The sequence below is a fragment of the Pseudarthrobacter sp. MOO13 genome, from assembly GCF_058267655.1.
Genome location: NZ_CM177848.1, coordinates 1,217,451 through 1,242,456 on the forward strand (window position 1 = coordinate 1,217,451; position 25,006 = coordinate 1,242,456).

A 25,006-nucleotide genomic window follows, 5' to 3' on the forward strand; every position below is an offset into this window, starting at 1 on the left:
GGTGCGGCGAAGTGCAGCCGGATGATCCGGCCTAGCGTTCGTTGGTGGAATGGCCGGGCTTGACCCGGGGGATCTGCTGGGTCCGCGGGCCACGCTGCCGGTCCCTCTGCTCACGCAGTTTGTCCTTGACCTTGTCCCGCGGTGACTCATGGGAACCGGGGCCGGAGTCGTCGTGGGTCCGGAGTTCCTCCTGGGCTTCCAACATGTCCTCCAGGAGTGAGCGCAACTCCGCCCTGACGTAGTCACGGGTGGCTACTTCACGCAGCGCGATCCGCAGGGAGGCCAACTCCCGGGTGAGGTACTCGGTGTCGGACAGGTTGCGTTCGGCGCGCTGCCGGTCCTGCTGCAGCGAGACGCGGTCGCGGTCGTCCTGGCGGTTCTGCGCGAGCAGCAGCAGGGGTGCCGCGTAGGAAGCCTGCAGCGACAGCATCAAGGTCAGCAGGGTGAAGCCGAGGTCCCTCGAGTCGAACTGCCACTCGACGGGCGCCCAGGTGTTCCAGCCCAACCAGAAGATGCAGAACACCGTCATGTACACCAGGAACTGCGGCGTGCCCATAAACCGGGCAAAACCCTCGGTGGCGTGCCCGAATGCGTCCGGATCCGGCTTGAACTTGGGCAGGATCCGCTGACGGGCGCTTAGGGGTGTGTCGAGGCTGCCTTTTGCTTCCGCGTTGGCCAGGTTCCGCTGGTTGGGGTTCTTTGGGGCGCTGTTATCAGCCAATGCGGCCACCGAGCTTTCTTATCGGGGCTTCGCCATCGTGGGCGCGCCAGTCGTCCGGCAACAAGTGATCCAATACGTCATCAACAGTCACCGCCCCCACAAGCCGGCCGGCGTCGTTGACCACCGGGAGGGAGTTGAGGTTGTAGGTGGCCAGGGTCCGGGCCACCTCACTGATGTGGGCCTGGTCGGACAAAGGCTCGAGGTTCTTGTCCACCAGGTTGCCCAGTGCCTCGAACGGCGGGAACCGGAGCAGCTGCTGGATGTGCACCACGCCCAGGAAGCGGCCGGTGGGGGTCTCGAGCGGCGGCCGGGCGATGAAGATCGACGACGCCAGCGCAGGGGAGAGCTCCTCCCGCCGCACGTGGGCCAGGGCTTCGGCCACCGTGGCTTCCGGCGGCAGGATCACCGGCACGGGTGTCATCAGGCCGCCGGCCGTGTCCTCGTCGTATTCGAGCAGGCGGCGGACGTCCTCGGCGCCTTCGGGCTCCATCAGCTGGAGGAGTTCTTCGGCCTGGGCGGAGGGGAGTTCGCCCAGGAGGTCGGCGGCGTCGTCGGGGTCCATTTCCTCAAGGACGTCGGCGGCGCGCTGGACATCCAGCGCGGAGAGGATTTCCACCTGATCGTCCTCGGGAAGCTCCTGGAGGACGTCGGCCAGCCGCTCGTCCTGCAGTTCGCTGGCCACTTCGAAACGGCGTTTGTCGCTCATCTCCTGCAGTGCCTCGGCAAAGTCTGCGGGCTTGAGGTCTTCGTGGTTGGCCACGAACTGCGTGGCTGCCTGCGGCTCGGTGCGTGCTCCCTGCTGGGCGTCCGCCCAGTCAATGATCAGGGTTTCATTGCGGCGCAAGCGGCTCAAAGGGGACAGCGAGTGGCCGCGCCGGACAAAGAGCTTGCTGACGAACCAGTCCCGGGACCGGTGCTGGTCGATCGCGATGTCCTCGATGGTGGCGTCCCCGCTGCCGTCGCGGAGGGTGACCCGCCGGTCGAACATCTCCGCCACCACCAGGGTTTCGGCTCCACGCTGTTCGAACCGGCGCAGGTTGACCAGGCCGGTGCAGATAATCTGCGTCTGATCGATCGAGGTGATCCGCGTCATGGGCACGAAGACGCGCTTCTTCCCCGGAACTTCCACCACGATACCCACCACATGCGGCGCACCCTGGGTCCCCCTGGACAGCACAACAACATCGCGCAGCCGGCCCAGGCGGTCACCCAAGGGGTCGAAGACATCCAGGCCCAGGAGGCGTGCCACGAAGACACGGGTAGGTGTTGTGCTCACCACTACAGGCTACCGAGTCTGCTCTCTTTTAGCTGAATTTACAGGCAGCACCCATCTTGATGGGCAAGAATGGGTGTATGTCCAACATTTTTGGTGCTCCCAAGACCGGCGGCCCCACCGGACCGGATGACGCCCGGGCCGTACCCACCGGTGACACCGTCGGGTCCTACAACTCCTACCTCGACGCCCAGAAGGCGGTTGACTACCTCGCGGACCAGCAGTTCCCGGTCCAGATGGTTTCCATCGTGGGCAACGAACTGAAGATGGTGGAGCGGGTGACGGGACGCCTGAGCTACCCCCGGGTGGCCCTTTCCGGAGCACTGAGCGGCATGTGGTTCGGCCTCTTCGTAGGCGTCATGTTGTCCTTCTTTGCGCCCTCGCCCGGCTACTTCTCGATCATGACGTCGGTGCTGATGGGTGCGGCCTTCTTCATGCTCTTCGGCATCGTCACCTACGCCATGCAGCGCGGCAAGCGGGACTTCACCTCCACCAGCCAGGTAGTGGCCACGAACTATGATGTCATCGTGGCTCCCGAGGCAGCCCATGAGGCCCGGCGCCTGCTGCAGCAGCTGCCGATGTCCCGCTCCGACGCGGCGTCCGGGCACGGCCCGTACACGCAGCATGACTACTACAACCAGCCGAACCAGCAGCAGCCGGGGCAGGAACAGCAGCCTGGCCAAGGACCGGCCAGGCCCGCCGGGTGGAACGACCCCTACGGCCAGCGGCCCACTGCAGCTCCGCCGCAGGAAGGCCACGGCTCCCCGGGCGCCGGAAGCCAGCAACAGGCCGGACAACAGTATGACGACGGGCAGCCGCCGGCACAGCCGGTCCGCACCGTGCGGTACCCCGACCTGCCGGACGGCCGCCCCCAGTACGGAGTCCGGCTTCCGCAGGGCCCCACGGCTGACGCCGCGCAGCACGGCGCAGCCGCCCCGGAACACACCAACGAACCGGCCACCCAATCCGCAGCGGGCCACAACCCGGAGCACAACGCAGGGCAGTACGGCAAGGACGAGGACACGCACCGGGGCGGCAGCGGACAATAGGGCTGCCAGCTCCGCAGACACCCCTGCCTTCCTGACGGCGCGCGCAGGATGACGGCGAAACGAAAAGAGCGTGGCCACCGGACCCAGTCCGGTGGCCACGCTTTTCCCGTGTGTGCCCGTGTCAGGCCTCTTCGGTCCGGTAAATGCCGGCCATCCAGGTCTCCACGTCTTCAACCGTGCGGGGCAGGGCGGCGCTGAGGTTGACGGGGCCGTCGGCGGTCATGAGGATATCGTCCTCGATCCTGACGCCGATGCCGCGGTATTCCTCGGGAATCGCCAGGTCTTCCGCCTTGAAGTAGAGGCCAGGTTCAATCGTGAAGACCATGCCTTCGGTGAGGATGCCGTCCAGGTATAGTTCCCGCTTGGCCTGGGCGCAGTCGTGCACATCCAGGCCGAGGTGGTGGCTCGTTCCGTGCGGCATCCAGCGGCGGTGCTGCTGGCCCTCGGGGCTGACCGCTTCCTCCACGCTGACCGGCAGCAGACCCCACTCGGCGAGGCGCTCGGCCAGGACCGTGGTTGCCGCGGTGTGGATGTCGCGGAATTTCGTCCCCGGCTGCGCTGCGGCGAAGCCGGCGTCCGCGGCGTCGAGCACTGCCTCGTAGACCTTGCGCTGGACAGCGGTGAAAGTGCCATCAGCCGGAATGGTACGGGTGATGTCCGCCGTGTAGAGCGAGTCGGCCTCGACACCGGCGTCCAGGAGCAGGAGGTCGCCTGCGTGGACCCGGCCGGTGTTGCGGGTCCAGTGCAGCACGGTGGCGTTGTTGCCGGAGGCCGCGATGGTGTCGTAGCCCAGTTCGTTGCCCACCTCGCGGGCGCGGGCAAAGAACGCCCCCTCCACTACCCGTTCGCCGCGGGCATGCGTCAGCGCACGGGGGAGGGCCTTGACGACCTCCTCGAATCCCTCAACCGTTGCGGACACGGCGATCTTCATCTGCTCGATCTCCCACTCGTCCTTGAGCAGGCGCAGCTCGGAGAGTGCTTCGCTGAGCTTCTCGTCCAGGGCGTCCAGGACCTCAAGGTCCAGGTTCTCCGGGTCCTTCGCCGTGTTGTACCGGGCCGTATCCACCAGGGCGTCGATGTTTTCGTCCACCTTGCGGACCAGGCGGATGGAGATGCCGCCGATCTCGGGAGCGCCGACATCCTTGGTGATGGCCGTTTCGAGCTGGTCGATGTGGGCGGTGGGCAGCCCCAGGCGGGCCTGGAACTCTTCGAGGGTGGGGCGCGCCCCGATCCAGAACTCGCCGGAGCGGGAATCGGCGTAGAACTGTTCGGTGTCCCTGCCCGCCAACGGCCGGAAGTACAACGTGGCGCGGTGGTTGCCGCCGTCGTCGCCGGTTCCTTCCTCCACCGGGTCCAGGATCAGGACAGCGTCCGGCTCGTGGTCCAGGCCGAGGCCCGTCAGGTGGGCGAAGCCGGAGTGCGGCCGGAAGCGGTAGTCGCAGTCGTTGGAGCGGACCTTGGGCGGTCCGGCGGGGATGACCAGCCGTTCGCCCTTGAACAGGGCGGAGATTGCCTTGCGCCGGGTTGCGGCGTAGCCGGCGACGGCGTCGCGCTGGGGGAGTTCCTGGCTGGACGGCGCCCAGTTGCTGGCCATGAAGGCCTTGAAAGCGTTGGAACTGGGCCGCTGAGAGCGGTTGTTGACGCGCTCCTCCAGCGGCTGGGAGGCAGAGTTCTGGGTGTTATCGGCATGGTTCACGGCACCATCGTCTCACCAGCGTCGCGGCTATGCGAACAGGCTCCGGTGCGGCAGGGGCGGGGTCCACTAGTCTGGACAAGTGAGGATTGACCTGCATGCCCACTCCAACGTCTCCGATGGGACAGAGCCCCCCGCCGACGTCATGGCCTCTGCCGCGCGTGCGGGCCTGGACGTGGTGGCCTTGACCGACCATGATTCCACCGCGGGTTGGGCCGAGGCGGCCGCGGCCGCCGTCACGCACGGCGTGGCCCTGGTTCCCGGCATGGAAGTCTCCTGCCGGACCGCGGAAGGCATCAGCGTCCACCTCCTGAGCTACCTGCAGGACCCCACCCATCCAGGCCTGCTGGAGGAGATCACCAAAGCCAAGGACTCGCGCCTGACGCGGGCCGAACGGATGGTCACCATCCTGGCCGAGGACTACCCCCTGACATGGGACGACGTGATCCACCACGTGGCTCCGGGCGCCACCCTGGGCCGGCCGCACATCGCTGATGCCCTGGTGGCAGCGGGGGTGGTGGAAGACCGTTCCGAGGCGTTCGCTTCGATCCTCACCTCCCGGTCCCGCTACTTCATCCCGCACTATGCACCGGACCCGGCCACCGCCGTCGAACTTGTCCGTGCCGCGGGAGGCGTGCCGGTGTTTGCCCATCCGGTAGCGTCGGCCCGGGGCCGGATCGTGGGGGAGCGGACCTACCAAGAGATGATCGACGCCGGACTGGCGGGACTGGAGATCGACCACCGGGACAATCCGGAAGAGGGGCGGGCGTTTTTGCGCAAGCTCGCCGCCAAGCATGGCTTGCTGGTCACCGGCTCCTCCGACTACCACGGTACGGGCAAGCCGAATCTGCTCGGCGAGAACGTCACTGCCCCCGGAATGCTGGCGCGGATCGAAGAACTGGGTACCGGAGCCGCGGTCATCCGCCCCTGATCAAGGGGGCGCGTCAGGTGGGCTGGTACACGGCCAGGGTGGCGTGCGCACCGAGCCTTTTGGCCATGATGTCGATCGCGGGCTGGTTCTGGTCCACGCACACGAACTTCCGGCCAAGCTTGGCCGCCACGGCGCCCAGGGTGCCGGAGCCTGCGAAGAAGTCCAGGCACCAGTCGCCGGGGCGGGACGAGGCGGCCACAATCCGGCGGACCAGCCCTTCCGGCTTCTGGGTGGGGTACCCGGTCTTTTCCTTGCCGGTGGGGGAGACGATGGTGTGCCACCAGACGTCCGTAGGCAGCTTGCCCAGTTCGCGCTTGGCCGGCGTCACCAGCCCGGGGGCCATGTAGGGTTCACGATCCACCTCGGCGTTGTCGAAGTGGTACTTGGCCGGGTTCTTGACGTACACCAGGATGTTGTCGTGCTTGGTGGGCCACCGGTTCTTCGCCCGGGCGCCGTAGTCGTACGCCCAGATGATTTCGTTCAGGAAGCATGCCCGGCCGAAGATGGCGTCCAGCATCACCTTGGCGTAGTGCACCTCGCGGTAGTCCAGGTGCAGGTAAAGGGTGCCGTCATCAGCCAGCAGGCGCCACGCCTCCACCAGCCGCGGTTCCAGGAAGGACCAATAGTCGCTGAACGCGTCGTCGTAGCGGTGCAGTGCGCCCTTGATGGTGTCGTAGGAACGGCCCTTGAAACCCACCCGGTCCCCGCTGCCTTCAGCGTTGGCTACCATCCGGGTTTCCTGCCGCTGCTGCGGCCTGCCCGTGTTGAAGGGCGGATCCACATAGATCAGCGTGAAGGCGCCGTCCGGCAGTGTTGGGAGGTACTCCGCGTTGTCCGCGTGAACCACCAGGCTGCCGCCGTCCGGCGCCCAAACAGTGTCTGTCATCGACGCAGTTAGCCCTCGGAGCTGCCGGGCTGTCCGCCCTTGTCCGCGGCGGCAACCACTTCGCCGTTGCGGCGGCGGGTGCGGGTCCGGGGACGGCGGGTGCGCGAGGGCTGGTCGCCGTCGGCCGCGGGGGCGGCTGCGTCCGCGGCAGGGGCGGAGTCGGAGGTACGACGACGGCGCTCACCGGAGCGGGCGGAGTCCCGGCCGCCGGCCTTTCCGCCGTCGTCCTTTCCGCGTCCCCGGCCGTCGCGCTCGCGGGAACGGGAGGCGTCCCGGCCGCCGCGGCTGTTCTTCTTGCCGGTTTCGCCCAAGTCCTCAAGCACCTCGGCGTCAACGCCGGCCAAGGTCCGCTTGTCGCGCGGGAGACGTCCCTTGGTGCCCTCGGGGATGTCGAGGTCAGTGTAGAGGTGCGGTGAGGAGGAGTAGGTTTCCACGGGCTCGGGGACGCTCAGGCCCAAGGCCTTGTTGATCAGCGCCCAGCGCGGCATGTCATCCCAGTCGACGAATGTGACTGCAGTGCCCTTGTTGCCGGCGCGGCCGGTGCGGCCCACCCGGTGCAGGTAGATTTTTTCGTCCTCGACGCACTGGTAGTTGATCACGTGGGTGACATCGTCCACGTCGATGCCGCGGGCGGCGACGTCCGTTGCCACCAGCACATCCACTTTGTTGTTCCGGAACGCGCGGAGCGCCTGTTCGCGTGCGCCCTGGCCCAGGTCGCCGTGGATGGCTGCGGCGGCGAAACCGCGGTCCACCAGTTCCTCGGCCACCTTGGCGGCGGTGCGCTTGGTCTTGGTGAAGATGATGGTCCGGCCACGGCCCCGGGCCTGCAGGATGCGTGCCACCACCTCGGTCTTGTCCATGCTGTGCGCACGGTAGATGAGCTGGCGGATGTCGCGCTTGGTGAGGCCTTCATCATCCGGATCGGCTGCCCTGATGTGGGTGGGCTGGGTCATGTAGCGGCGCGCCATCGCGATGACGGGGCCGGGCATGGTTGCCGAGAACAGGAGCGTCTGGCGGACAGCCGGGGTTCCGGCGATCAGGGTCTCAACGTCCGGCAGGAAGCCCAGGTCCAGCATTTCGTCGGCTTCGTCGAGGACCACGAGCTTGACGTTCTTCAGGCTCAGGTGCTTCTGCTTGTACAGGTCGATCAGGCGCCCCGGGGTACCCACTACTACTTCGACGCCCTGCTGGAGTGCTTCAACCTGGGGCTCGTAGGCGCGGCCACCGTAAATGGTGGTGATCCTGGCGTTGCGCTTGCGGGAGGCCGTTTGGAGGTCGTTGGCCACCTGCACTGCCAACTCGCGGGTGGGGACGATGACCAGGGCCTGCGGGGCGCCCGGGACGGCCAATTTGGCGTAGCCGGGGTCGTCCTGTCCGATGACCCGCTGCAGCGCCGGGATGCCGAAGCCCAGGGTCTTGCCGGTACCGGTCTTGGCCTGGCCGATGATGTCGTGGCCCGCCAAGGCCACCGGCAGGGTCATGGCCTGGATGGGGAAGGGGTGCGTGATCCCGGCGTCGGCGAGGGACTCGACAATATCCGCGCGGACGTTGTAGTCGGCAAAGGACTTCTCCGCGATCTCGTGCGGGGTCTCGTCCGAGATGATGGTCTCTTCCGGCTCGATGGTCTCGGTGCCGGACGCATCGGTCAGGAGCTGGTGGGTATGCAATTCACTCACGGGGAGTTTCCTTATTCATTTGGGCAATGGCGCTGCCTGCTCAACGGGCCGGCCAGTCCTGGCCGTTCCGGAGCACGCTCGGGCGCGCAAGCTAATCCAGTGGAAGCCGATCGCGGGCTATCTAATGCTGGCACTGGTGACCAACGGGCAAATCTCAAGATCGCGTAGGGGCGGGCTTGTTGGTTTCAAATCAAGGAAATCAACGACCGGGCATCCAGTTCTACCTTCCCAGTCTAGCCGTACAGGGGCGAAATCCCCGTGTTGCCCCTTCCTGCCGCGTCCATAGGGCCCTTATGGAACCAGTTCGAAGTGGATCTGCCGGGTGGTGATGTCGGAGGACAGCAGCCGGACGCGCACCTTGGTACCGGACGTCAGCTCGCCGGCGCAGCGGGCCGTCACCGCCGGTTCGGCGATCTGGATGATCCCGGAACTGCCGTTCCCGTTGCCGTTCTTGGTGGCTCCGTTGCCGTTTCCATTGCCGTTCTTGGCGGATCCGTTGCCGTTTCCGTTCTGGGGCTTGGACCCGGAAATCACGATCGCGTCGAATTCCTGGCCGATGTGGTTCAGCAGCAATGCCGCCTCCACCGTGTCCAGCGCCATCCGCTCCATCCGCGACGCCAGCTGGTCGGAACCGGCCATGATTCCCGGCAGCAGCGGCAGCGCCTCCCGTGCCCAGCCCGGAACATCACCGCCGTTGCTGAGGGCTTCGCAGATCACCAGCACGAAGCGGTCCACCAGCCGGCGCAGCGGGGCGGTGGTGTGGGCGTAGGCGGCGCCGATGGCCGACTGGATGCCGTCGTCCGGGACCGTCCCGTCAAACGCCGTATAGGACGCGCCCCGGAACAGCATCCCGGCCGAATGCATGATGGCCAGCTGGCGGGGATCGGTGGGGTCAAGCGACCGCAGGTACTCGCCGTAGCTGACTTCGCCGTCCCACGGCCTGCCCAGCACTTCGGTCTGCAGCCGGAAATGCCTCAGCGACCGCTCATCCGGGGCCGGCATGGTGCGCAGGATGCCCACCTTGCCTTCCAGCATGAGCTGGGCGGCCGCCATCCCCGTCATCAGCGAAATCTGCGCGTTCCAGTCCTCCACGGGAAGCTGCGGGGCGGCGTCGATCCGGTAGCCGCCGTCGGGCAGCTGAACGATCTCCTGCTCCGGCATGTTGAGGCTGGCGCCCCCGCGCTCCCGCTCCAGCGCCACCCGTTTCAGCCCCACTTCCCGGAGCAGTTGCAGCACGGGGGGAGCGGTGCCGGCGTCGAGGGCTGCTTGTGCACCTTTGTAGCTGAGCTTGTCGCGGCTGCGGATCCGCGCCCGCCTGACGCCCACGGACGTCACTGCTGCGTCGGCGTCGAGCGTGAATTCCCAGACGAAAGCCGGACACTCCTGGCCCGGCAGCAGGCTCCCGGCCCCTTCGCTGATGACCTCCGGGTGCAGCGGGATCCGGCCGTCGGGAGCGTAGAACGTCTGCCCGCGGCGCCTGGTTTCAGCATCCAGCGGACCACCCGGCGCAACAAATGCAGGAACATCGGCGATCGCGTACAGCACCCGGTAGCCGCCCCCGTCCGGCTCGATGAACACGGCTTGGTCCAGATCCGTGGACGAGGCGGGGTCGATGGTCACGAATGCGACGGCGGTCAGGTCATAGGACGGCAGTTTCAGGGCCGCCACGGCGGCGCGGGCGTCGTCCACTGCCGCGGCCGGGTAAGGCCCCGGCAGTTCGAGTTCGGTCCGCAACGCGCCCAGTGCCTCTTCCAAGGCGTTCCGGTGGTCGCGGACATTGGGAGCCAACCGATGATGTGACACAAAAGTCAGCGTAACTCCAAGTCCCGGGTTTACGCAGGCCCGGGGCCGGCAGCGTCCAGCGCGTCGAGCAGGGAGGCCGCAGCGGCCGCGGGATCCGACGCCTCCGTGATGGCACGCACCACCACGATCCTCCGTGCTCCTGCCTCCGCCACCTGGTGCACGTTCCCGTGGTCTATGCCCCCGATGGCAAACCACGGCACCGGGTTGGGTACTTCCGCGGCGGCCTTGGCGGCGTACTTCACCAGGTCCAGCCCGACGGCGGTCCGGCCGGGTTTGGTGGGCGTGGCCCAGACAGGCCCCACGCAGAAGTAGTCCAGGTGGGAAGGCCCGGCAGCGGCGGAGAGGGCGGCATCCACCTGCTCCGGGCTGTGGCTGGACAGCCCGATGGCCGCATTGCCGTTGACCAGCGTCCGGGCCGCAGCCAACGGGAGGTCCTTTTGGCCGATGTGGAACACCGGTGCGCCGGACAGCACCGCGATGTCGGCCCGGTCGTTAACGGCCCAAAGCCGCCCGTGGCGAACCGCGGCCTCCTTCAAGACCGCCAGCAGGTCCAGTTCTTCGGCTGCCTCGATGCTCTTGTCGCGCAACTGGATGATGTCCACGCCCCCGGCGAACGCGGCATCCACGAACCGGGCAAAGTCGCCGCGGTCCCGGCGCGCATCCGTGCAGAGGTACAGTCGGGCCGCCCCAAGGGCAGGAAAGGAGGAGGGGGACATATTCATGCCTGCCAGCCTAGTTCCTCTAAACTGGGCTGGTACTGCGGGAGCCCGCGGCAGCTGTCACAAAGCGCCGGGCTGAGAGGGCGTCGGAGCCGACCGCTTGACCTGATCCGGCTAATACCGGCGTAGGGAAGGAACCACACCATGACCAGCACCAGGAACTGCCTGCCCGGACTTGGCGATGACGCCATCCGGGCCGACGTCGCCGTCATCGGCGCCGGAGTGGTGGGACACGGAATCGCCTGGGAGATCCAGCGCTCCGGCAGGTCCGTTGCCCTCATCGATGACGCGCCCGGCGCCGGCGCCAGCTGGGCCGCTGCCGGCATGCTGGCCCCCGTCAGCGAGCTGCACTACCAGGAAGAGGACCTCCTGGAACTCATGCTCGACGCATCATCCCGCTGGCCAGGCTTCGCTGCCGGCGTCGCCGCAGCAGCCGGAGCCGGGACCGGCTACCTGATGACACCCACCCTCGCTGTCGGTGTCGACGCTGCCGACCGGCGGGCGCTGATGGACCTGCGCGCAGTGCAGCAGGCCAGCGGCCTGGAGGTGGCACCGTTGACCGTGCGTGAAGCCCGCAGCCGCGAACCCCTGCTGAGCCCGGGGATCTCCTGTGCGCTGGACACCCCGGCCGACCACCAGGTGGACCCGAGGAGGCTGATAGCGTCCGTGCGCCTGGCGCTCGCCGCAACGGTACGGGAAACCCCGACGGTGGCGGTTGCCGGTGCAACGGAAGGTTTTGCCGTCCCGGAGCGGGCGGCCGGACTGCTGTGGAAGGACGGGACGGTGGCCGGCGTCCGCCTTGGGAGCGGCAGCACAGTCCTGGCGGGGGAAACTGTCGTGGCCAACGGCCTGCACGCGGCGTCCCTTGACGGCTTGCCCCACGGCCTTGACCTGCCGCTGCGGCCGGTGCACGGGGACATCCTCCGGCTTTCCGTGCCGCAGCACCTCCGCCCGTTGGTGACAGCCACGGTGCGTGGGCTGGTCCACGGGATCCCGGTGTACATCGTGCCCCGGGAGGATGGCACGGCAGTCATCGGCGCGTCCCAACGGGAGGACGCCCTCTCCGACGCCGTGAGCGCCGGGAGCGTCTACCAGCTTCTCCGGGACGCCCAGGCGCTGGTTCCCGCCGTCGCCGAACTTGAACTCCTGGAATGCACCGCCCGGGCGCGCCCCGGAACCCCCGACAATGCACCCTTGCTGGGCCGGGTTGCGGCGTCCTTGGGATCCGGGGGCCCAGCCGACGGGCACGTGCCGGGGCTGATCATCGCGACCGGTTTCTTCCGGCACGGGGTGCTGCTCACGCCCGCCGCCGCCGCGATCTGCACGGCACTCCTGGACGGAGCCGCCGATCCCCGCTGGGCACCGTTCACCCCGGACCGTTTTTCCGGGTCGGCCGTGGCCGTCCCCAGCCCCCATCTGAAGGAGACAGCGTGAACATCACCCTCAACGGAAACCCGCACACGGTGGCCGACGGCGCCTCCATCACCACGCTCGTCAGCCAGGTCACCGGGCGGCCGCTGGCCCCCAACGGCCAGGCGACGGACGGCAGGAAACTGGGCGTCGCCGTCGCCCACAACGCCCAGGTGGTGCCGCGCAGCCAATGGTTCGGTACCGCGCTCGCCGACGGCGACGACATCGAACTCGTCACTGCAGTACAAGGAGGCTGACCCCATGACCGAAACCGGCACCATCAACACCGCAAGCCAAGCCGCAGATGACACCCTGGTGATCGACGGCGTCGCCCTCGGATCCCGGCTCATCATGGGTACCGGCGGTGCGCCCAGCCTGGACGGCCTGGGCGCTGCGCTCCTGGCCTCCGGGACGGCACTGACCACGGTGGCCATGCGGCGCTACTCAACCGCGGAAACCGGCTCTCTGTTCCAGTTGCTGGTGGACCACGGGATCAAAGTCCTGCCCAACACCGCTGGCTGCTTCACGGCCCGGGACGCTGTCCTCACCGCGGAACTGGCCCGGGAGGCCCTCGAAACCGACTGGGTGAAGCTGGAAGTCATCGCCGACGAGCAGACCCTGCTGCCGGACGCCGTGGAACTCGTTGACGCCACCGAGCAGCTGGTCAACCGCGGCTTCAAGGTCTTTGCCTACACCAACGACGATCCCGTGCTGGCGCTGCGGCTGGAAAATCTTGGTGCCACCGCCGTGATGCCGCTCGGCGCACCGATCGGCACCGGCCTGGGCATCCTGAACCCGCACAACATCGAACTCATCGTCTCCCGGGCCTCGGTTCCCGTGGTCCTGGACGCGGGCATCGGTACGGCCTCCGACGCCGCCCTGGCCATGGAACTGGGCTGCGACGCCGTCCTGCTGGCCACAGCCGTGACGCGGGCGCAGAACCCGGCGCTGATGGGGGAAGCGTTCAAGCACGCCGTGGTTTCCGGAAGGTTGGCGAGGGCAGCCGGACGCATCCCGCGCCGGGAACACGCCCTGGCCTCATCGGCGATGGAGGGCCGGGCCGAGTTCCTCTAGCCCATAAAAAGCCTGTGGCCACCACCCGTCCGGGTGGTGGCCACAGCTTTACTCAGTCCGGTTCAGCCCCGCAGGACCGCGTTCAGCCGTTCCGTGTCATGGCGTGTCCGGGTGCGGCCCAGGTAGGCGACGGCGGCAATGGCCGCGGCGGTGCCGAGGACGATGGGCAGGACCCAGGGGAGCCACGTCAAACCCGGAAGGTAGCCGAAACCTGCCGTCATGAGGATGATCCACGCCATCGCCGCGACGCCCACGGCGATCCCGGCGGGCACGCCCGCGCCGTATCGGGAATGGCGTTTGTCATTGGCCCAGACGATAAACCCGGCGGCGAGCGTGGCAAGCACCACGATGGTCAGCGACAGCATGGATCTCCTTGGAACGTGCGGTCAGCCTAGAACTGGCCGAAACCTACGCGGCGGACCTCTTCAGCGCCAATTTCCACATAGGCAAGTGCGTTGCCGGGCACAATGATCAGGCGTCCCTTGTCATCCTTCAGGCGCAACTGGGTGCCGTCATTGATGGCTTCACCAACAGTCTTGGCCACCGTCTCAGCATCCTGGTCTGATTCGAGCACGATTTCGCGGCCAACGTTTTGAACGCCGATCTTAATTTCCAAGGGGGCCTCCCAGCCTGGTTCGTCGATGATGTCTTATTTGTAGTCTAGGACTCTTTGGGGAAGCGAGAGATTCCGCGCCAAGCTAAACGGTAGATGAGGTCGCTGGCCACGTTGAGGTCCAGGTTGCCGTCCGTTTCCAGCCAATACCGGGCGCTGACCTGCGCCATCCCGGCAAGGCCCCGGCCCAGGAGCTCCGCCTCCAGGTGGGGGAGCTTGGTGTCCTCGGCAATGACCCGGGCGATGGCGTCTGCGAAGGTCCGATTAAAGGTCTCCAGCCTGGAGCTGACATCGGGATCGTTGATCAGGTCCGATTCGAACACCAGGCGGTGTGCCTGGTCGTCGTTGGCGATGAAGTGGAAGTAGGCGCGCATGACGGCCTGAACGCGCTCGTCGTTGTCCGTGGTGGAGTTCAACGCCCCCAGCATCAGCTCGGTCAGTGACGTCAGGTGGCTTTCCAGCAGGGCCAGGTACAGCTCACGCTTGGACGGGAAGTGCTGGTACAGGACAGGCTTGCTCACGTGGGCAGTCTCTGCAATTTCGTCCATCGCGGCCCCGTGGTAGCCGTTCGCAACGAAAACTTCCTGGGCGGCGGCAAGCAACTGCGCGCGGCGTTCGTCCCGGGGCAGCCGGGCGGACCGTTGGCCTGCGGGGCGGGAGGGAGTTTGCGGTTCGGCCGCGGGCGGGCGGTCAGCCCGTGCTTCAGGGACCACAGTTGTCCTTCTTTCCATTGCAGTTACATTCACTTTACTGCGGGGTAATATGACCCGGCGGTATCCCGGGGCATACATTGAAGTATGGCTTCGACGTTCACCGCAAATGTTTCAACCCATTCGCTGGATCCGCTGGTGGAACCGGCAGCTGCCCTGACGTCTGCCGAGGTGGAACGCTACTCCCGGCACCTGATCATTCCCGAGATCGGCGCGCTGGGGCAGCGGCGGCTCAAGAACGCCAAAGTGCTGGTCATCGGAGCCGGCGGCCTCGGTTCACCAGCACTGCTGTACCTCGCCGCGGCAGGGGTGGGGACGCTGGGCATCATCGACGACGACGTGGTGGACCTGAGCAACCTGCAGCGCCAGGTCATCCATGGCGTGCAGGATGTGGGACGGCCCAAGATCGAGTCGGCCCGCGATGCCATCGCCGCCCTGAACCCGCTGGTGGATGTCCGGCTCCACAACGTGCGCCTGGATTCGGGCAATGCGCTTGAACTGTTCGCAGAGTACGACCTGATCCTGGACGGCGCTGACAACTTCGCCACCAGGTATCTGGTGAACGATGCCGCCGCGATCCTGGGCAAGCCTTATGTGTGGGGCTCCATCTTCCGCTTCGACGGACAAGTGAGTGTCTTCTGGGAGAAGCACGGCCCCACGTACCGGGACCTCTACCCCGAGGCCCCTCCCGCCGGTTCCGTGCCTTCCTGCGGCGAGGGCGGCGTCTTCGGTATGTTGTGCGCCGCCGTGGGCTCGCTGATGGTCACCGAAGCGGTGAAGCTGATTACCGGCGTCGGGCGCTCCCTGCTGGGCCGCGTGGCGCTGTTCGATGCCCTGGGCGGCAGCTGGCGGGAGATCCGGGTCGCCAAGGACCCGGCGGCGGAGCCCATCACTGAACTCACGGACTATGAGGCGTTTTGCGGGATTGCCCCGGCGTCCACCACGGACACGGAACACACCATCACCGCCACCCAGCTGGCCACCATGCTGGCATCGCGGAAAGCCGGGCTCAAGGACTTCGAACTGGTGGACGTCCGGGAGGCCGGCGAGTACGACATCGTCCGGATCGACGGAGCCAAGCTCATCCCGCAGGGACGGATCCTGGCGGGCGAGGCGTGGGGCGAACTCCCGCAGGACCGGGACATCGTGTTCCATTGCAAGGCCGGGACGCGCTCGGCGAACGTCCTCGCGGCGGCCCGCCAGGCAGGCTACCAGCGGGTCAGCCACCTCGACGGCGGGATCCTGGCCTGGGTGCGCGAGGTGGAGCCTGACAAGCCCGTCTACTGACGGAAACGCCCGCTCACCTTCGACACCAATTTCCCCAACGCCCGCTCACTTTCGACAGCTTCCAAATCAACGCCCGCTCACTTTCTTGAAGGAAGTGAGCGGGCGTTGGCTCAATGGGGGGTAGGAAGTGAGCGGGCGTTGGCTCAATTGGGGCAGGAAGTGAGCGGGCGTTGCTGCCGGGACGTCAGGCGGTTTCGCGGCCTGTGTGGTCCACCGGGCATTCGGCCTCCGCGGTTGCGGCCGGAGCGGCTCCGGGCTGCTCGACGGTGATGCCGTAGAGGGCTTCCAAAGCGGCCACGTAGTCATCCTGCTGCCCGTTGGCGGCAAGTTCGCGGGCGCGTACGGTGGGAACGTGCAGCAGCTGCTTGACCATCCGTCGGAGCGCGAATTCGACTTCTTCCGCGGCGGCGGTGCAGCCGTGGCGGGCCCGGACCTTTTCCATCTCCGCGTCCAGCACGTTCATGGTGTGGCGGCGCAGGGCAACGATGGCGGAGTCCACCGAGCGGGCTTCGCGTTCCTGTTCGAACGCCCTGGCGGCGCCGTTGACGATGCCGCTTGCGTGCGTCAGCGATTCGGCCTGCTCCTGTGGGGCAGCGAGGCGCACCGATTCCAGGGTGAGCAGCTCGACGCCGTCCAGTTCGCCGACGGCGGGGTCGAAATCGTGGGTGAGGGCAAGGTCGATGGCGATCAACGGCTGCGTGGAATCCGCACGGACCTCGGCCAGTTCATCGGCTTCCACCCGGGTGTCCGAACCGCTGCAGCCAATCATGACGTCAGCCGCAGCAACCGCCGGTCGCAGGGACTCGGCGTCCAGCGCCGTGCCGCCGCGTGTTGCCACGAATCCTTCGGCCCGCCCTGAAGACGAGTAGACACTGATGTCCGTGCAGCCGCGTTCGCGGAGGAGGGCCATGGTGGCGCCTGCGTAGGCGCCGGTTCCGAAAAGCACTACCTTCTTTGCAGACCAGTCGGGGCTTTCGGAAAGGTCGGTGGCAAGATCCAGGGCCACCGAGACAATGGAGAGGCCGCGGGAACCCAGGGCAGTCTGGGCGCCGACGTCCTTGGCGGTCTTGGACGCGGCCTGGAAGAGCCGGACCAGTCCGGCGCTGGCGGTGCCGTCGTGCTGTGCGGTAATCAGTGCCCGCCGTACCTGCCCGGCAATTTCGCGCTCACCGACGACGGCGGAGTCAAGCCCGGCGCTCACGGCGAACAGGTGCTGGGTCACCTCGGGCCCGGTACGGGTATTGAACGAACGCGAGACCAAGGGTTCAGCCAAGCCGCTGGCCTCGCTGATGCGGGCGACGAGGGCGGCGCGGGCAGCCTCGACGTCGGCAGCGTTGGGGGCTTCACCGTAGATCTCGAAGCGGTTGCAGGTGGCCAGGACCACGGCGCCGGCCACGGCGGGGGATTCGATGAGGGTGGACGCGGCAATCCCTGAGGAACCGTTGCTCAGCTGAGCGACGGTTTCAAGATCGATGTCGGCGTGTGTAGCCACCAATGAGAAAAGAACCACAGCAGACCAATCATAGCTTTTTCGTTGCCCGGTAGAACAACCGCCGGAAAGGATAGTCGCCACACCCTGCGGTGATCCCGGACACCTTCCCGTCGCGAGGGCCGCACGGCGACAGGTTGTCGTTATCTTTTGCGGCTCTTTTTGGGCACAATCAAAAGCATGACTCCTAGCCCTGCCGTCTCCGCTGCCGGCGCCCTCGCCGCAGACCATCCACTGATGGACGGCCGCACAGCGGACTCACCGCTGATCACGGCCTACCGCGGAGGCAAACCCTCCCGCCGTCCCGTCTGGTTCATGCGGCAGGCGGGCCGGTCGCTGCCGGAGTACCTCAAGGTCCGGGAGGGCATCGCCATGCTGGACTCCTGCCTCCGGCCCGAACTGGCCTCGGAGATCACGCTGCAGCCCGTACGACGCCACGACGTCGACGCCGGCATCTTCTTCTCCGACATCGTGATTCCGCTGAAGCTGGCCGGCGTCGGCGTCGACATCGTGCCGGGGGTGGGGCCCGTCCTGGACAAGCCCGTGCGCACGGCCGCCGACGTTGCCGCCCTCCCGCAGCTGACCTGGGAAGCGCTTGAGCCCATCCGCGAGGCCGTCCGCCTGACGGTGGCTGAACTGGGCAAGACGCCGCTCATCGGTTTCGCCGGCGCCCCCTTCACGCTGGCCGCGTACATGGTCGAAGGAAAGCCGTCGCGCGACCACCTTGGCCCGCGCACCATGATGCACGCCGACCCCGAAACCTGGCACGCCCTGGCAAATTGGGCCGCAGACGCCTCCGGCATGTTCCTCCAGGCGCAGCTGGAGGCGGGTGCCTCGGCGGCCCAGCTCTTCGACTCATGGGCCGGCTCGCTGGGCCTGGCCGACTACACCCGCTATGTCGCACCGGCCTCGGCCCGGGCCCTTGACCACGTCCGCCACCTCGGTGCTCCGCTCATCCACTTCGGCACCGGAACCTCCGAACTCCTGGTGGCCATGCGTGACGTTGGCGTGGACGTGGTGGGGGTGGACTACCGGCTCCCCCTTGATGAGGCGAACCGCCGGCTGGGCGGAACGGTTCCGATGCAGGGCAACATCGACCCCGCGCTGCTCCCAGCTCCTTGGAACATCCTCGAAGCCCACGTCCGGGAGGTCATCGCGGCCGGTTCCGCCGCCCCCGGCCATGTCCTGAACCTGGGGCACGGCGTGCCGCCCGAAACGGATCCGGCCGTCCTGACCCGGGTGGTGGAGCTCATCCACTCCATCCCGCCGGCGTAACCCGTGGGCAGTTCTCCGGCGAAGCCCGGCACGGCGCTGGTGGTGGGCGGCGGGATTTCCGGGCTCCTGTCCGCCCGGGAGCTCACCACAGCCGGCCTTGACGTCACCGTGCTCGAGGCCGGTGACGCTTGGGGAGGCTGCGTTGGCAGCCACACCGTGTCCGGCCTCACGCTGGACAGCGGTGCGGAATCCTTCGCCACAAGGTCCGACGCCGTAGCCCGCCTTGCCACCGAACTGGGACTGGGCGGAAGGATCGTTTCCCCACGCCCGGGCGGTGCCTGGGTCCAGCTTCCCGACGGGCCCCGCGAACTGCCCAAGACCGGCGTGCTGGGCATTCCGGCCAACCCCTGGGACCCGGAGGTCCGGCGGACCCTGGGCATCATGGGCTCGCTGCGTGCCTCGCTGGACCGGCTCCTGCCTGCCTCGGTGGGTGCCGGTACCGGCGTAACCAGCGTTGCCGCCCTCGTCCGGGCACGGATGGGCGCGCGGGTGCTGGACCGGCTGGTTTCCCCCGTCGTGGGCGGTGTCCACTCCGCGGATCCCGGGCTGCTCGACGTCGACATGGTGGCGCCGGGCCTTCGAACCGGGCTGCGGAAACACGGTTCCCTCGCTGCCGCGGTGTCTGCGCAGCGTCGACGCGCAATCGGTGCGGGAGCCACCGATCCGGGCCGTCCCGTCAAGGCCGGGTCCGCCGTCGCCGGTCTTGACGGTGGCATGCACACGCTGGTGGATGCCCTGGTGGCCGATCTGCGGTCGCGGGGGGTGACCCTGCTGGCGGGCACGGCGGCGACGGCCGTCAGCCGCACCATTACAGGGTGGCGGGTGGACGCCGCCGGCGCGCCGTTCACCGGCGACCTGCTGGTCATGGCAGTCGACGGTCCGGCCGCCGTCGGGCTCCTGGAAGCTGCGGTCCCTGCGATCGCAGGGAAGCAGCCGGCCTCCGGGCCTGACGTCAAACTTGTCACCCTGGTGCTGGACCAGCCGGACCTGGACCGGCGGCCACGCGGAACCGGGATCCTGGTGGCCCCGCAAACCCCAGGCGTCGAGGCGAAGGCACTCACCCATGCCACCGGCAAATGGGACTGGCTCGCCGCCGCTGCAGGCCCCGGCCGCCACGTGCTGCGGCTGTCTTACGGCCGGGTGGACGGCGCCTCCGCCCAGCCGGACGGCCCGGACTCCGATGAGGAGCTCTTCGCGGCGTCGCTTCGCGACGCATCAGCACTGCTGGGCGTTCCCGTCGCGGCCGGCGACATCCGGGACTGGGACGTAGTGCGGTGGCGCGGGTCCCTCCCCTTCGCCGCGGTGGGACACCGGGCGCGGGCGGCAGCCATCCGGGAGGCGTGCACGGCTGCCGGCGGCCTGGCCGTCGTCGGCGGCTGGATGGCCGGGAACGGCCTGGCTGCCGTTGTTGCCGATACCCGGGAACAAATTGGCCGGATGACCGGCGCCTGACCATCACTGCTGGTCAGTGCGTCGGGGCGCCTTGACGCCCCCGTCCAGAACCTGCGGCCGGGCAGTTCCCGGTTTTCAATCGGGCCGGCGTTCTGGTTAGGGTCGATGACTATGGTTCAACACAGGTCCGAGCTTCCAATGTCCCGGACCGGTATCCATGGGGGACTCCGGCGAGGCACCGCAGCAGCGGCCGTCGGAGCGGTACTGGTTCTTTCCACCGGCGTCCAGGCGTCCTTGGCCGAGGACGCAGTCCCGCCGCAGGATCCCACGGCGGAAGCGTCGCTGAGTGCCGGCACAACAGCGTCCGCCGCCGTTTCGGCGGGAGGCCCGCTGTCCGCGCTGCTTCCCGATCTTCCGCTCCCGACCACCTCCGGGACTCCTTTGTCCCCGGCCGCGCGGACCCCCATGCCGACAACCCCTGCGCCGTCGTCGACTCCTTCGCCATCCTCTTCGCCGTCGTCCGCCAGGCCCGCCCCCGCCACCGCCCCGGCACCTGCCGCGTCCACGGGTGCCGGCGCGGCGTCCGGCTCCGCGGCAGGGGTGTCCCCATCAGCGCCGGCGCCTGCCCCGGCGGCGGTCCCTCCCGTGCCCGGAGCTGTCGATCCGGGCACGGGATCCAGCGTCGCAGCAGCAACGCCCGGCACGGCCGCCGGTGACGCTGCAGCAGGCCAGGAGAGTACGGCGCCGGTTGCTGCCGGTCCGGAAACCGGCGGGGCTCCGTCGACTGGCTTGCCGTCCAGCACTGCCCTGCAGCCGGGCGCCCAGCCGTCCCCGGCAGCCCGCACCGCGCAGGCGGCCGGAGTCCCGGCAAGTCCGGGCCGCCCGGTTTCGTCCATCGAGGCCCTGCCGGGTGTCCCCGATGCCATGGTGTGGCTGGGAGTCGGGCTCGTCGGCGTGGGGACCGCCGCCGGCCTCGTGTTCCTGCGCATGCGCCGGTTGTAAACGCCGTGCAGCCTGACCCGCGGGGCGGGATAATGTGACATTAATCACTTCTACGAGTTGTAGAACTGTTCGGTTTCCACTTGGTGGCGGTGAAGGGGCAAACTGGTAACCATGAGCCACACTTCTGCCGAATCTGTCACTAAAACCGAAGAATCAGCCGAGCAGTTCTTCACCCTCTGGACGGTCTTCAAGCGGTCGGCGTCGGTGGTCCGCAGCGCAGACGCTGCCGCCGACTTCGAAGCCCTGCTGGAGCGGCTCGCCGAGGCGGGCGTGACGCACCGGGGCAGCTACGACGTCTCCGCCATGCGTGCCGACGCCGACGTGATGGTGTGGCTCCACGGGCCCAAGCCCGAGGCGCTGCAGCAGGCCCTCCGCGACATCCGCCGCAGCACCCTGTTTGCCGGGACCGAGATTGTCTGGTCCGCCATGGGTGTCCACCGCGAGGCCGAATTCGCCAAGAACCACACGCCCGCCTACTCGCGCGGCGTCGCGCCGGCTGAATGGCTCTGTGTCTACCCGTTCGTCCGCTCCTACGAGTGGTACATCCTGCCGGAGGAGGAGCGCGGCGCGATGCTCCGGGAGCACGGACTCCTGGGCCGGGAGTTCCCCCAGGTAATCTCCAACACCGTTTCCTCGTTCGCGCTGGGGGACTGGGAATGGATCCTTGGACTGGAAGCGCCCGAACTCGTGGACCTGGTGGACCTGATGCGCCACCTGCGCGCCACCGAGGCACGCAACCACGTCCGTGAAGAAGTGCCCTTCTACACCGGCCGCCGGATCACCGCCGATGAGGTTGCCGAGGTCCTCGCATGAGCCCGCTGGATCCGCAGGCAGCGGTCAACCCCGTCACGGAAGCCGGACGCATGGCGCCAAAGAATTACGACGCCGTCCTGCTCGCCTCGTTCGGCGGACCGGAAGGCCAGGACGATGTCATTCCGTTCCTGCGCAACGTCACCCGCGGCCGCGGAATTCCGGACGAACGGCTTGAAGAGGTCTCCCACCATTACCGGGCCAACGGCGGCATCAGCCCCATCAACCAGCAAAACCGCGAGCTCAAGGCAGCCCTGGAGGCCGAGCTGGCGTCCCGGGGGATCGACCTTCCCGTCCTGTGGGGCAACCGCAACTGGGCGCCCTACATCCCGCAGACACTCCAGGAAGCGTACGACGCCGGCCACCGCCGCGTGCTGATGCTCACCACGAGTGCCTACTCCTGCTACTCCAGCTGCCGCCAGTACCGCGAGGACATCGGCATGGCCCTGACCGAAACCGGCCTGGACGGCAGGCTGGAAGTGGACAAGGTCCGCCAGTACTTCGACCACCCCGGTTTCGTGGAGCCGTTCGTCGAGGGAACCTCCGCAGGCCTGGCGGACGTCCTGGCCAAACTGGCGGCCGCAGGCACCCCGGAGGCTCCCGTCCACGTCCTGTTCGCCACCCACTCCATCCCCACCCGCGACGCCGAGGCTGCCGGCCGTTCCGAGGGCGAGCCGCGCGAGTTCGAGGAAGGCTCGGCGTACGTGGCCCAGCACCTGGCCAACGCCGCCGCGGTCATGGACCGGGTCAAGGCGGAGTCCGGCCTGGCCGCTCCGTGGTCCCTGGTGTACCAGTCCCGTTCCGGCGCCCCGCATGTTCCGTGGCTGGAACCGGACATCAATGACGCCATCGAGGAACTGGCAGGCCAAGGGGTCAAGGGAATCGTCATCGTGCCGCTGGGCTTCGTCAGCGACCACATGGAAGTCGTTTGGGACCTGGACACCGAAGCCATGGAAACCTGCGCCAACCTCGGACTGGCCGCCACCCGCGTCCCCACTCCCGGCACGCACCGCGCGTTCGTCGACGGCCTCGTGGACCTCATCTGCGAGCGGACCGTGGCGAACAACATCAGCGACCGCCCGGCCGTGACGGATCTCGGGCCCTGGTACGACGTGTGCCGGCCCGGCTGCTGCGCCAACTTCCGTGGCGAAAAGCCCACCATCTCCGGCGCTGACACCACAGTGGGAACCGGGCACGACCCCTATCCCGCGGGGACGGCCGGGGAAACGGCACAGCAGTGACTGTCCGGATCGGAACCCGCGCCAGCAAGCTCGCGCTGACCCAGACCCGGCAGACCGCGGACCAGCTGGCCGCCGTCGGGGGTTTCCCGGTGGAACTGGTGCACATCAGGACCGACGGCGACGTCCTCACCGGATCGTTGTCGCAAATGGGCGGCACCGGAGTCTTCGTCGCAGCATTGCGTGATGCCCTGCTGCGCGATGAGTGCGACGTCGCCGTCCACTCGCTCAAGGACCTGCCCACCGGACCAGCCGTGGGGCTGAGCCTGGCCGCGACGCCCCGGCGGGTGGATGTGCGGGACGTCCTGTGCGCCCGCGACGGACTCAAGCTGGCCGACCTGCCGGCGGAAGCCAAGGTGGGCACCGGTTCGCCGCGGCGGGCAGCGCAGTTGCGTGCTGCCCGGCCCGACCTGGAGATCATCGATATCCGCGGCAATGTGGACACCCGGCTGGGCCGCGTGCCCGGACTGCCCGGCAACTCCACTGACCAGGTGGTGCCCGGAAAATCCTGTGACCTCGACGCGGTGGTCCTCGCCGCCGCCGGACTGGAACGCATCGGCAGGCTGGACAGCGTCAGCGAATACCTCGAAACGGACGTGATGCTCCCCGCCGCCGGGCAGGGCTCACTGGCCATCGAGTGCCGCACGGCCGATGCCCCGCCGAAACCGGGTGCCACCGAAGGATCCCGCGAGGTGCTGGCCCAGGCGCTTGCAGCCTTGGATGACCCGGACACCCGCCTGGCGGTCACCGCCGAACGGGCCCTGCTGGCCCGGCTCGAAGCGGGCTGCGCCGCACCGGTCGGTGCGTACGCCTACCGGAAAGGCAGCATGCTCCACCTCGAAGCAGTTGTGTGCGCCGTGGACGGCACCGCCACCGTACGGGACAAACGGGCCACGGACGGGCTGACGGAAGTCGGCGCCACGTTGCTGGGCATTGAGCTGGCTGAGGTCCTCCTCGCCGCCGGAGCCGCCGACATCGCAGACCTGCAGGCGTCCTGACCTGGCGATGACGCAGCCTTCGCCGAGCCCCGGACCGGACACGCCGCGCAGCGGTGAACCGTCCGGCGGCGGACCCCTGGCCGGTGCCAGGGTGCTGGTCACCCGGAGCCCGGAACGCGCCGCCGCCCTGGTGGACGCCCTTGAAAGGGCAGGCGCCGAGACGGTTCTGCTGCCGCTGATCGACTTCGAACGGGCACCGGACCAGCACGCGGTGGACGTCGCCTGCGATGCCCTGGCCGCCGGCGCGTTTGACTGGCTGGTGCTCAGCAGCGCGACCACCGTGCACGTCCTGCTGGAAAAAGCCGCAGACCGGGGCTTCGGCCTGGCCGGACTGGTCCCTGAAGGCACGCGCATCGCGGCCATCGGTCCGGCGACGCGCAGGCTCCTGGAATCCGGTGGCCTCACCGTTTCCCTTGTTCCGGCCGGAGAGCAGTCGGCAGCGGGCCTGCTGGGCGTCTGGCCGGGAGGCGGCAGGATCCTGTTGCCGCAGGCCGACATCGCCGCTGCCACACTGGCCGATGGCCTGCGGGCGGCAGGGGGCGATGTCACGACGGTCAATGCCTACCGCACCGTGGACTACCCGGCGGCAGCAGAGCGCCGGCTCGCCGTCCAAGCGGACGACGGCGGCGCACGCCACCAGCCGCCGTCGTACTCCCTCCTCACCCCGGAAGGCGCCGCGGCGGAGATCGCCGCGGGGCGCATCGATGCGGCGATAGCCGCCTCGCCCAGCGCTGTGCGACGCCTCTCAGCCCTCGCGGGCCGCCCGGGCTGCCGGCTGGTCGTCATCGGCCGGTCGACGGCGGAGCAGGCCGTGGGGCTCGGCCTGGACGTGGCTGCGGTGGCGGAAGAGCCCACCCCTGACGGGCTGGTTGCCGCCGTCGCGAAGGCCCTCAACCCGCCCTGACCGGCCCGCCCGCCTCCCCGCTCCCCAAAAGCCTGATGAACCACGCGAAGGAC

24 protein-coding genes and 1 riboswitch are annotated in these 25,006 nt (G+C 68.2%); of the genes, 13 read left to right on the forward strand and 11 right to left on the reverse strand.

Annotated elements, in window-relative coordinates; translation table 11 throughout:
- Nucleotides 1-31 precede the first annotated feature (31 nt).
- Both AC4EEO_RS05775 and AC4EEO_RS05780 read right to left on the reverse strand, forming a co-directional pair.
- The gene (locus AC4EEO_RS05775) at nucleotides 32-730 is read right to left on the reverse strand and encodes a DUF1003 domain-containing protein (RefSeq protein ID WP_491340082.1); all 699 of its coding nucleotides are present in this window, start codon (nucleotides 728-730) and stop codon (nucleotides 32-34) included.
- Nucleotides 714-1,997 carry a magnesium transporter MgtE N-terminal domain-containing protein gene (locus AC4EEO_RS05780; RefSeq protein WP_026264267.1) on the reverse strand — a complete coding sequence of 428 codons (1,284 nt, stop codon included), beginning with the start codon at nucleotides 1,995-1,997 and terminating at the stop codon, nucleotides 714-716. The genes AC4EEO_RS05775 and AC4EEO_RS05780 overlap by 17 nt, the downstream gene beginning before the upstream one ends.
- A 77-nt stretch (nucleotides 1,998-2,074) precedes the next feature.
- Here AC4EEO_RS05780 and AC4EEO_RS05785 point away from each other — a divergent pair, with 77 nt between their 5' ends.
- Nucleotides 2,075-3,043 (forward strand): YflT domain-containing protein, encoded by a 969-nt coding sequence (locus AC4EEO_RS05785; RefSeq protein ID WP_491340083.1) that lies wholly within the window; start codon nucleotides 2,075-2,077, stop codon nucleotides 3,041-3,043.
- A 121-nt stretch (nucleotides 3,044-3,164) separates the two neighbouring features.
- Here AC4EEO_RS05785 and AC4EEO_RS05790 read toward each other — a convergent pair whose 3' ends face one another.
- On the reverse strand, nucleotides 3,165-4,739 hold the full coding sequence (locus AC4EEO_RS05790; RefSeq protein WP_491340084.1) for an aminopeptidase P family protein: 1,575 nt from the start codon (nucleotides 4,737-4,739) through the stop codon (nucleotides 3,165-3,167).
- Between the two features lie 79 nt (nucleotides 4,740-4,818).
- Between AC4EEO_RS05790 and AC4EEO_RS05795 the strand changes: the two genes are divergently transcribed.
- The gene (locus AC4EEO_RS05795; protein ID WP_491340085.1) at nucleotides 4,819-5,667 is read left to right on the forward strand and encodes a PHP domain-containing protein; all 849 of its coding nucleotides are present in this window, start codon (nucleotides 4,819-4,821) and stop codon (nucleotides 5,665-5,667) included.
- Nucleotides 5,668-5,680: 13 nt separating this feature from the next.
- Here AC4EEO_RS05795 and AC4EEO_RS05800 read toward each other — a convergent pair whose 3' ends face one another.
- The 4 genes from AC4EEO_RS05800 to thiE form a co-directional block, all read right to left on the reverse strand.
- Nucleotides 5,681-6,553 carry a DNA-methyltransferase gene (locus AC4EEO_RS05800; RefSeq protein ID WP_018760292.1) on the reverse strand — a complete coding sequence of 291 codons (873 nt, stop codon included), beginning with the start codon at nucleotides 6,551-6,553 and terminating at the stop codon, nucleotides 5,681-5,683.
- 8 nt (nucleotides 6,554-6,561) lie between these two features.
- Nucleotides 6,562-8,229: a DEAD/DEAH box helicase gene (locus AC4EEO_RS05805; RefSeq protein ID WP_491340086.1), complete on the reverse strand. Its 1,668-nt coding sequence runs from the start codon at nucleotides 8,227-8,229 to the stop codon at nucleotides 6,562-6,564.
- Between the two features lie 291 nt (nucleotides 8,230-8,520).
- The gene (locus AC4EEO_RS05810) at nucleotides 8,521-10,032 is read right to left on the reverse strand and encodes an RNB domain-containing ribonuclease (protein ID WP_491340087.1); all 1,512 of its coding nucleotides are present in this window, start codon (nucleotides 10,030-10,032) and stop codon (nucleotides 8,521-8,523) included.
- Between the two features lie 29 nt (nucleotides 10,033-10,061).
- Nucleotides 10,062-10,754, reverse strand: a complete 693-nt coding sequence (thiE, locus tag AC4EEO_RS05815; protein ID WP_491340088.1) for a thiamine phosphate synthase — start codon at nucleotides 10,752-10,754, stop codon at nucleotides 10,062-10,064.
- A gap of 27 nt (nucleotides 10,755-10,781) precedes the next feature.
- Nucleotides 10,782-10,900: riboswitch (TPP riboswitch) on the forward strand.
- On the opposite strand from thiE, the gene thiO reads away from it, so the two are divergent.
- The 3 genes from thiO to AC4EEO_RS05830 all read left to right on the forward strand — a co-directional run bounded on the left by thiO (nucleotide 10,896) and on the right by AC4EEO_RS05830 (nucleotide 13,235).
- On the forward strand, nucleotides 10,896-12,185 hold the full coding sequence (thiO, locus tag AC4EEO_RS05820) for a glycine oxidase ThiO (protein WP_133831005.1): 1,290 nt from the start codon (nucleotides 10,896-10,898) through the stop codon (nucleotides 12,183-12,185). Its footprint overlaps the riboswitch before it by 5 nt.
- Nucleotides 12,182-12,418, forward strand: coding sequence for a sulfur carrier protein ThiS (gene thiS, locus AC4EEO_RS05825; protein WP_018760287.1), 237 nt, complete (start codon nucleotides 12,182-12,184; stop codon nucleotides 12,416-12,418). The genes thiO and thiS overlap by 4 nt, the downstream gene beginning before the upstream one ends.
- Nucleotides 12,419-12,422: 4 nt before the next feature.
- A complete protein-coding gene (locus tag AC4EEO_RS05830) occupies nucleotides 12,423-13,235 on the forward strand; it encodes a thiazole synthase (protein ID WP_018760286.1) in 813 nt (270 codons plus the stop codon).
- 62 nt (nucleotides 13,236-13,297) lie between these two features.
- Here AC4EEO_RS05830 and AC4EEO_RS05835 read toward each other — a convergent pair whose 3' ends face one another.
- The 3 genes from AC4EEO_RS05835 to AC4EEO_RS05845 are packed head-to-tail and all read right to left on the reverse strand — an operon-like array spanning nucleotide 13,298 to nucleotide 14,561.
- Entirely contained in the window at nucleotides 13,298-13,600 is a 303-nt protein-coding gene (locus AC4EEO_RS05835) for a hypothetical protein (protein WP_018760285.1), read from the reverse strand.
- Between the two features lie 26 nt (nucleotides 13,601-13,626).
- Nucleotides 13,627-13,851: a DUF3107 domain-containing protein gene (locus AC4EEO_RS05840; RefSeq protein ID WP_018760284.1), complete on the reverse strand. Its 225-nt coding sequence runs from the start codon at nucleotides 13,849-13,851 to the stop codon at nucleotides 13,627-13,629.
- Nucleotides 13,852-13,895: 44 nt separating this feature from the next.
- The gene (locus AC4EEO_RS05845; RefSeq protein WP_018760283.1) at nucleotides 13,896-14,561 is read right to left on the reverse strand and encodes a TetR/AcrR family transcriptional regulator; all 666 of its coding nucleotides are present in this window, start codon (nucleotides 14,559-14,561) and stop codon (nucleotides 13,896-13,898) included.
- A gap of 84 nt (nucleotides 14,562-14,645) precedes the next feature.
- Here AC4EEO_RS05845 and moeB point away from each other — a divergent pair, with 84 nt between their 5' ends.
- On the forward strand, nucleotides 14,646-15,845 hold the full coding sequence (gene moeB, locus AC4EEO_RS05850; RefSeq protein WP_018760282.1) for a molybdopterin-synthase adenylyltransferase MoeB: 1,200 nt from the start codon (nucleotides 14,646-14,648) through the stop codon (nucleotides 15,843-15,845).
- 184 nt (nucleotides 15,846-16,029) lie between these two features.
- Here the strand turns inward: moeB and AC4EEO_RS05855 are convergent, their stop codons facing one another.
- On the reverse strand, nucleotides 16,030-17,355 hold the full coding sequence (locus tag AC4EEO_RS05855) for a glutamyl-tRNA reductase (protein ID WP_109863744.1): 1,326 nt from the start codon (nucleotides 17,353-17,355) through the stop codon (nucleotides 16,030-16,032).
- A gap of 159 nt (nucleotides 17,356-17,514) precedes the next feature.
- Here AC4EEO_RS05855 and hemE point away from each other — a divergent pair, with 159 nt between their 5' ends.
- The 7 genes from hemE (at nucleotide 17,515) to AC4EEO_RS05890 (ending at nucleotide 24,953) form a co-directional block, all read left to right on the forward strand.
- On the forward strand, nucleotides 17,515-18,609 hold the full coding sequence (gene hemE, locus AC4EEO_RS05860; RefSeq protein ID WP_491340089.1) for a uroporphyrinogen decarboxylase: 1,095 nt from the start codon (nucleotides 17,515-17,517) through the stop codon (nucleotides 18,607-18,609).
- Between the two features lie 3 nt (nucleotides 18,610-18,612).
- Complete coding sequence (hemG, locus tag AC4EEO_RS05865; protein ID WP_491340090.1) at nucleotides 18,613-20,061, forward strand: protoporphyrinogen oxidase; 1,449 nt, start codon at nucleotides 18,613-18,615, stop codon at nucleotides 20,059-20,061.
- A 138-nt stretch (nucleotides 20,062-20,199) separates the two neighbouring features.
- Nucleotides 20,200-21,003, forward strand: a complete 804-nt coding sequence (locus tag AC4EEO_RS05870) for a hypothetical protein (RefSeq protein WP_133247102.1) — start codon at nucleotides 20,200-20,202, stop codon at nucleotides 21,001-21,003.
- A 111-nt stretch (nucleotides 21,004-21,114) separates the two neighbouring features.
- Nucleotides 21,115-21,816: a hydrogen peroxide-dependent heme synthase gene (gene hemQ, locus AC4EEO_RS05875; protein ID WP_491340091.1), complete on the forward strand. Its 702-nt coding sequence runs from the start codon at nucleotides 21,115-21,117 to the stop codon at nucleotides 21,814-21,816.
- Nucleotides 21,813-23,054 (forward strand): ferrochelatase, encoded by a 1,242-nt coding sequence (locus AC4EEO_RS05880; RefSeq protein ID WP_109863749.1) that lies wholly within the window; start codon nucleotides 21,813-21,815, stop codon nucleotides 23,052-23,054. The genes hemQ and AC4EEO_RS05880 overlap by 4 nt, the downstream gene beginning before the upstream one ends.
- Nucleotides 23,051-24,049, forward strand: a complete 999-nt coding sequence (gene hemC / locus AC4EEO_RS05885) for a hydroxymethylbilane synthase (RefSeq protein ID WP_109863750.1) — start codon at nucleotides 23,051-23,053, stop codon at nucleotides 24,047-24,049. Before AC4EEO_RS05880 ends, hemC begins: the two co-directional genes overlap by 4 nt.
- 7 nt (nucleotides 24,050-24,056) lie before the next feature.
- Nucleotides 24,057-24,953: a uroporphyrinogen-III synthase gene (locus tag AC4EEO_RS05890; protein ID WP_491340092.1), complete on the forward strand. Its 897-nt coding sequence runs from the start codon at nucleotides 24,057-24,059 to the stop codon at nucleotides 24,951-24,953.
- The last annotated feature ends 53 nt before the right edge of the window (nucleotides 24,954-25,006 follow it).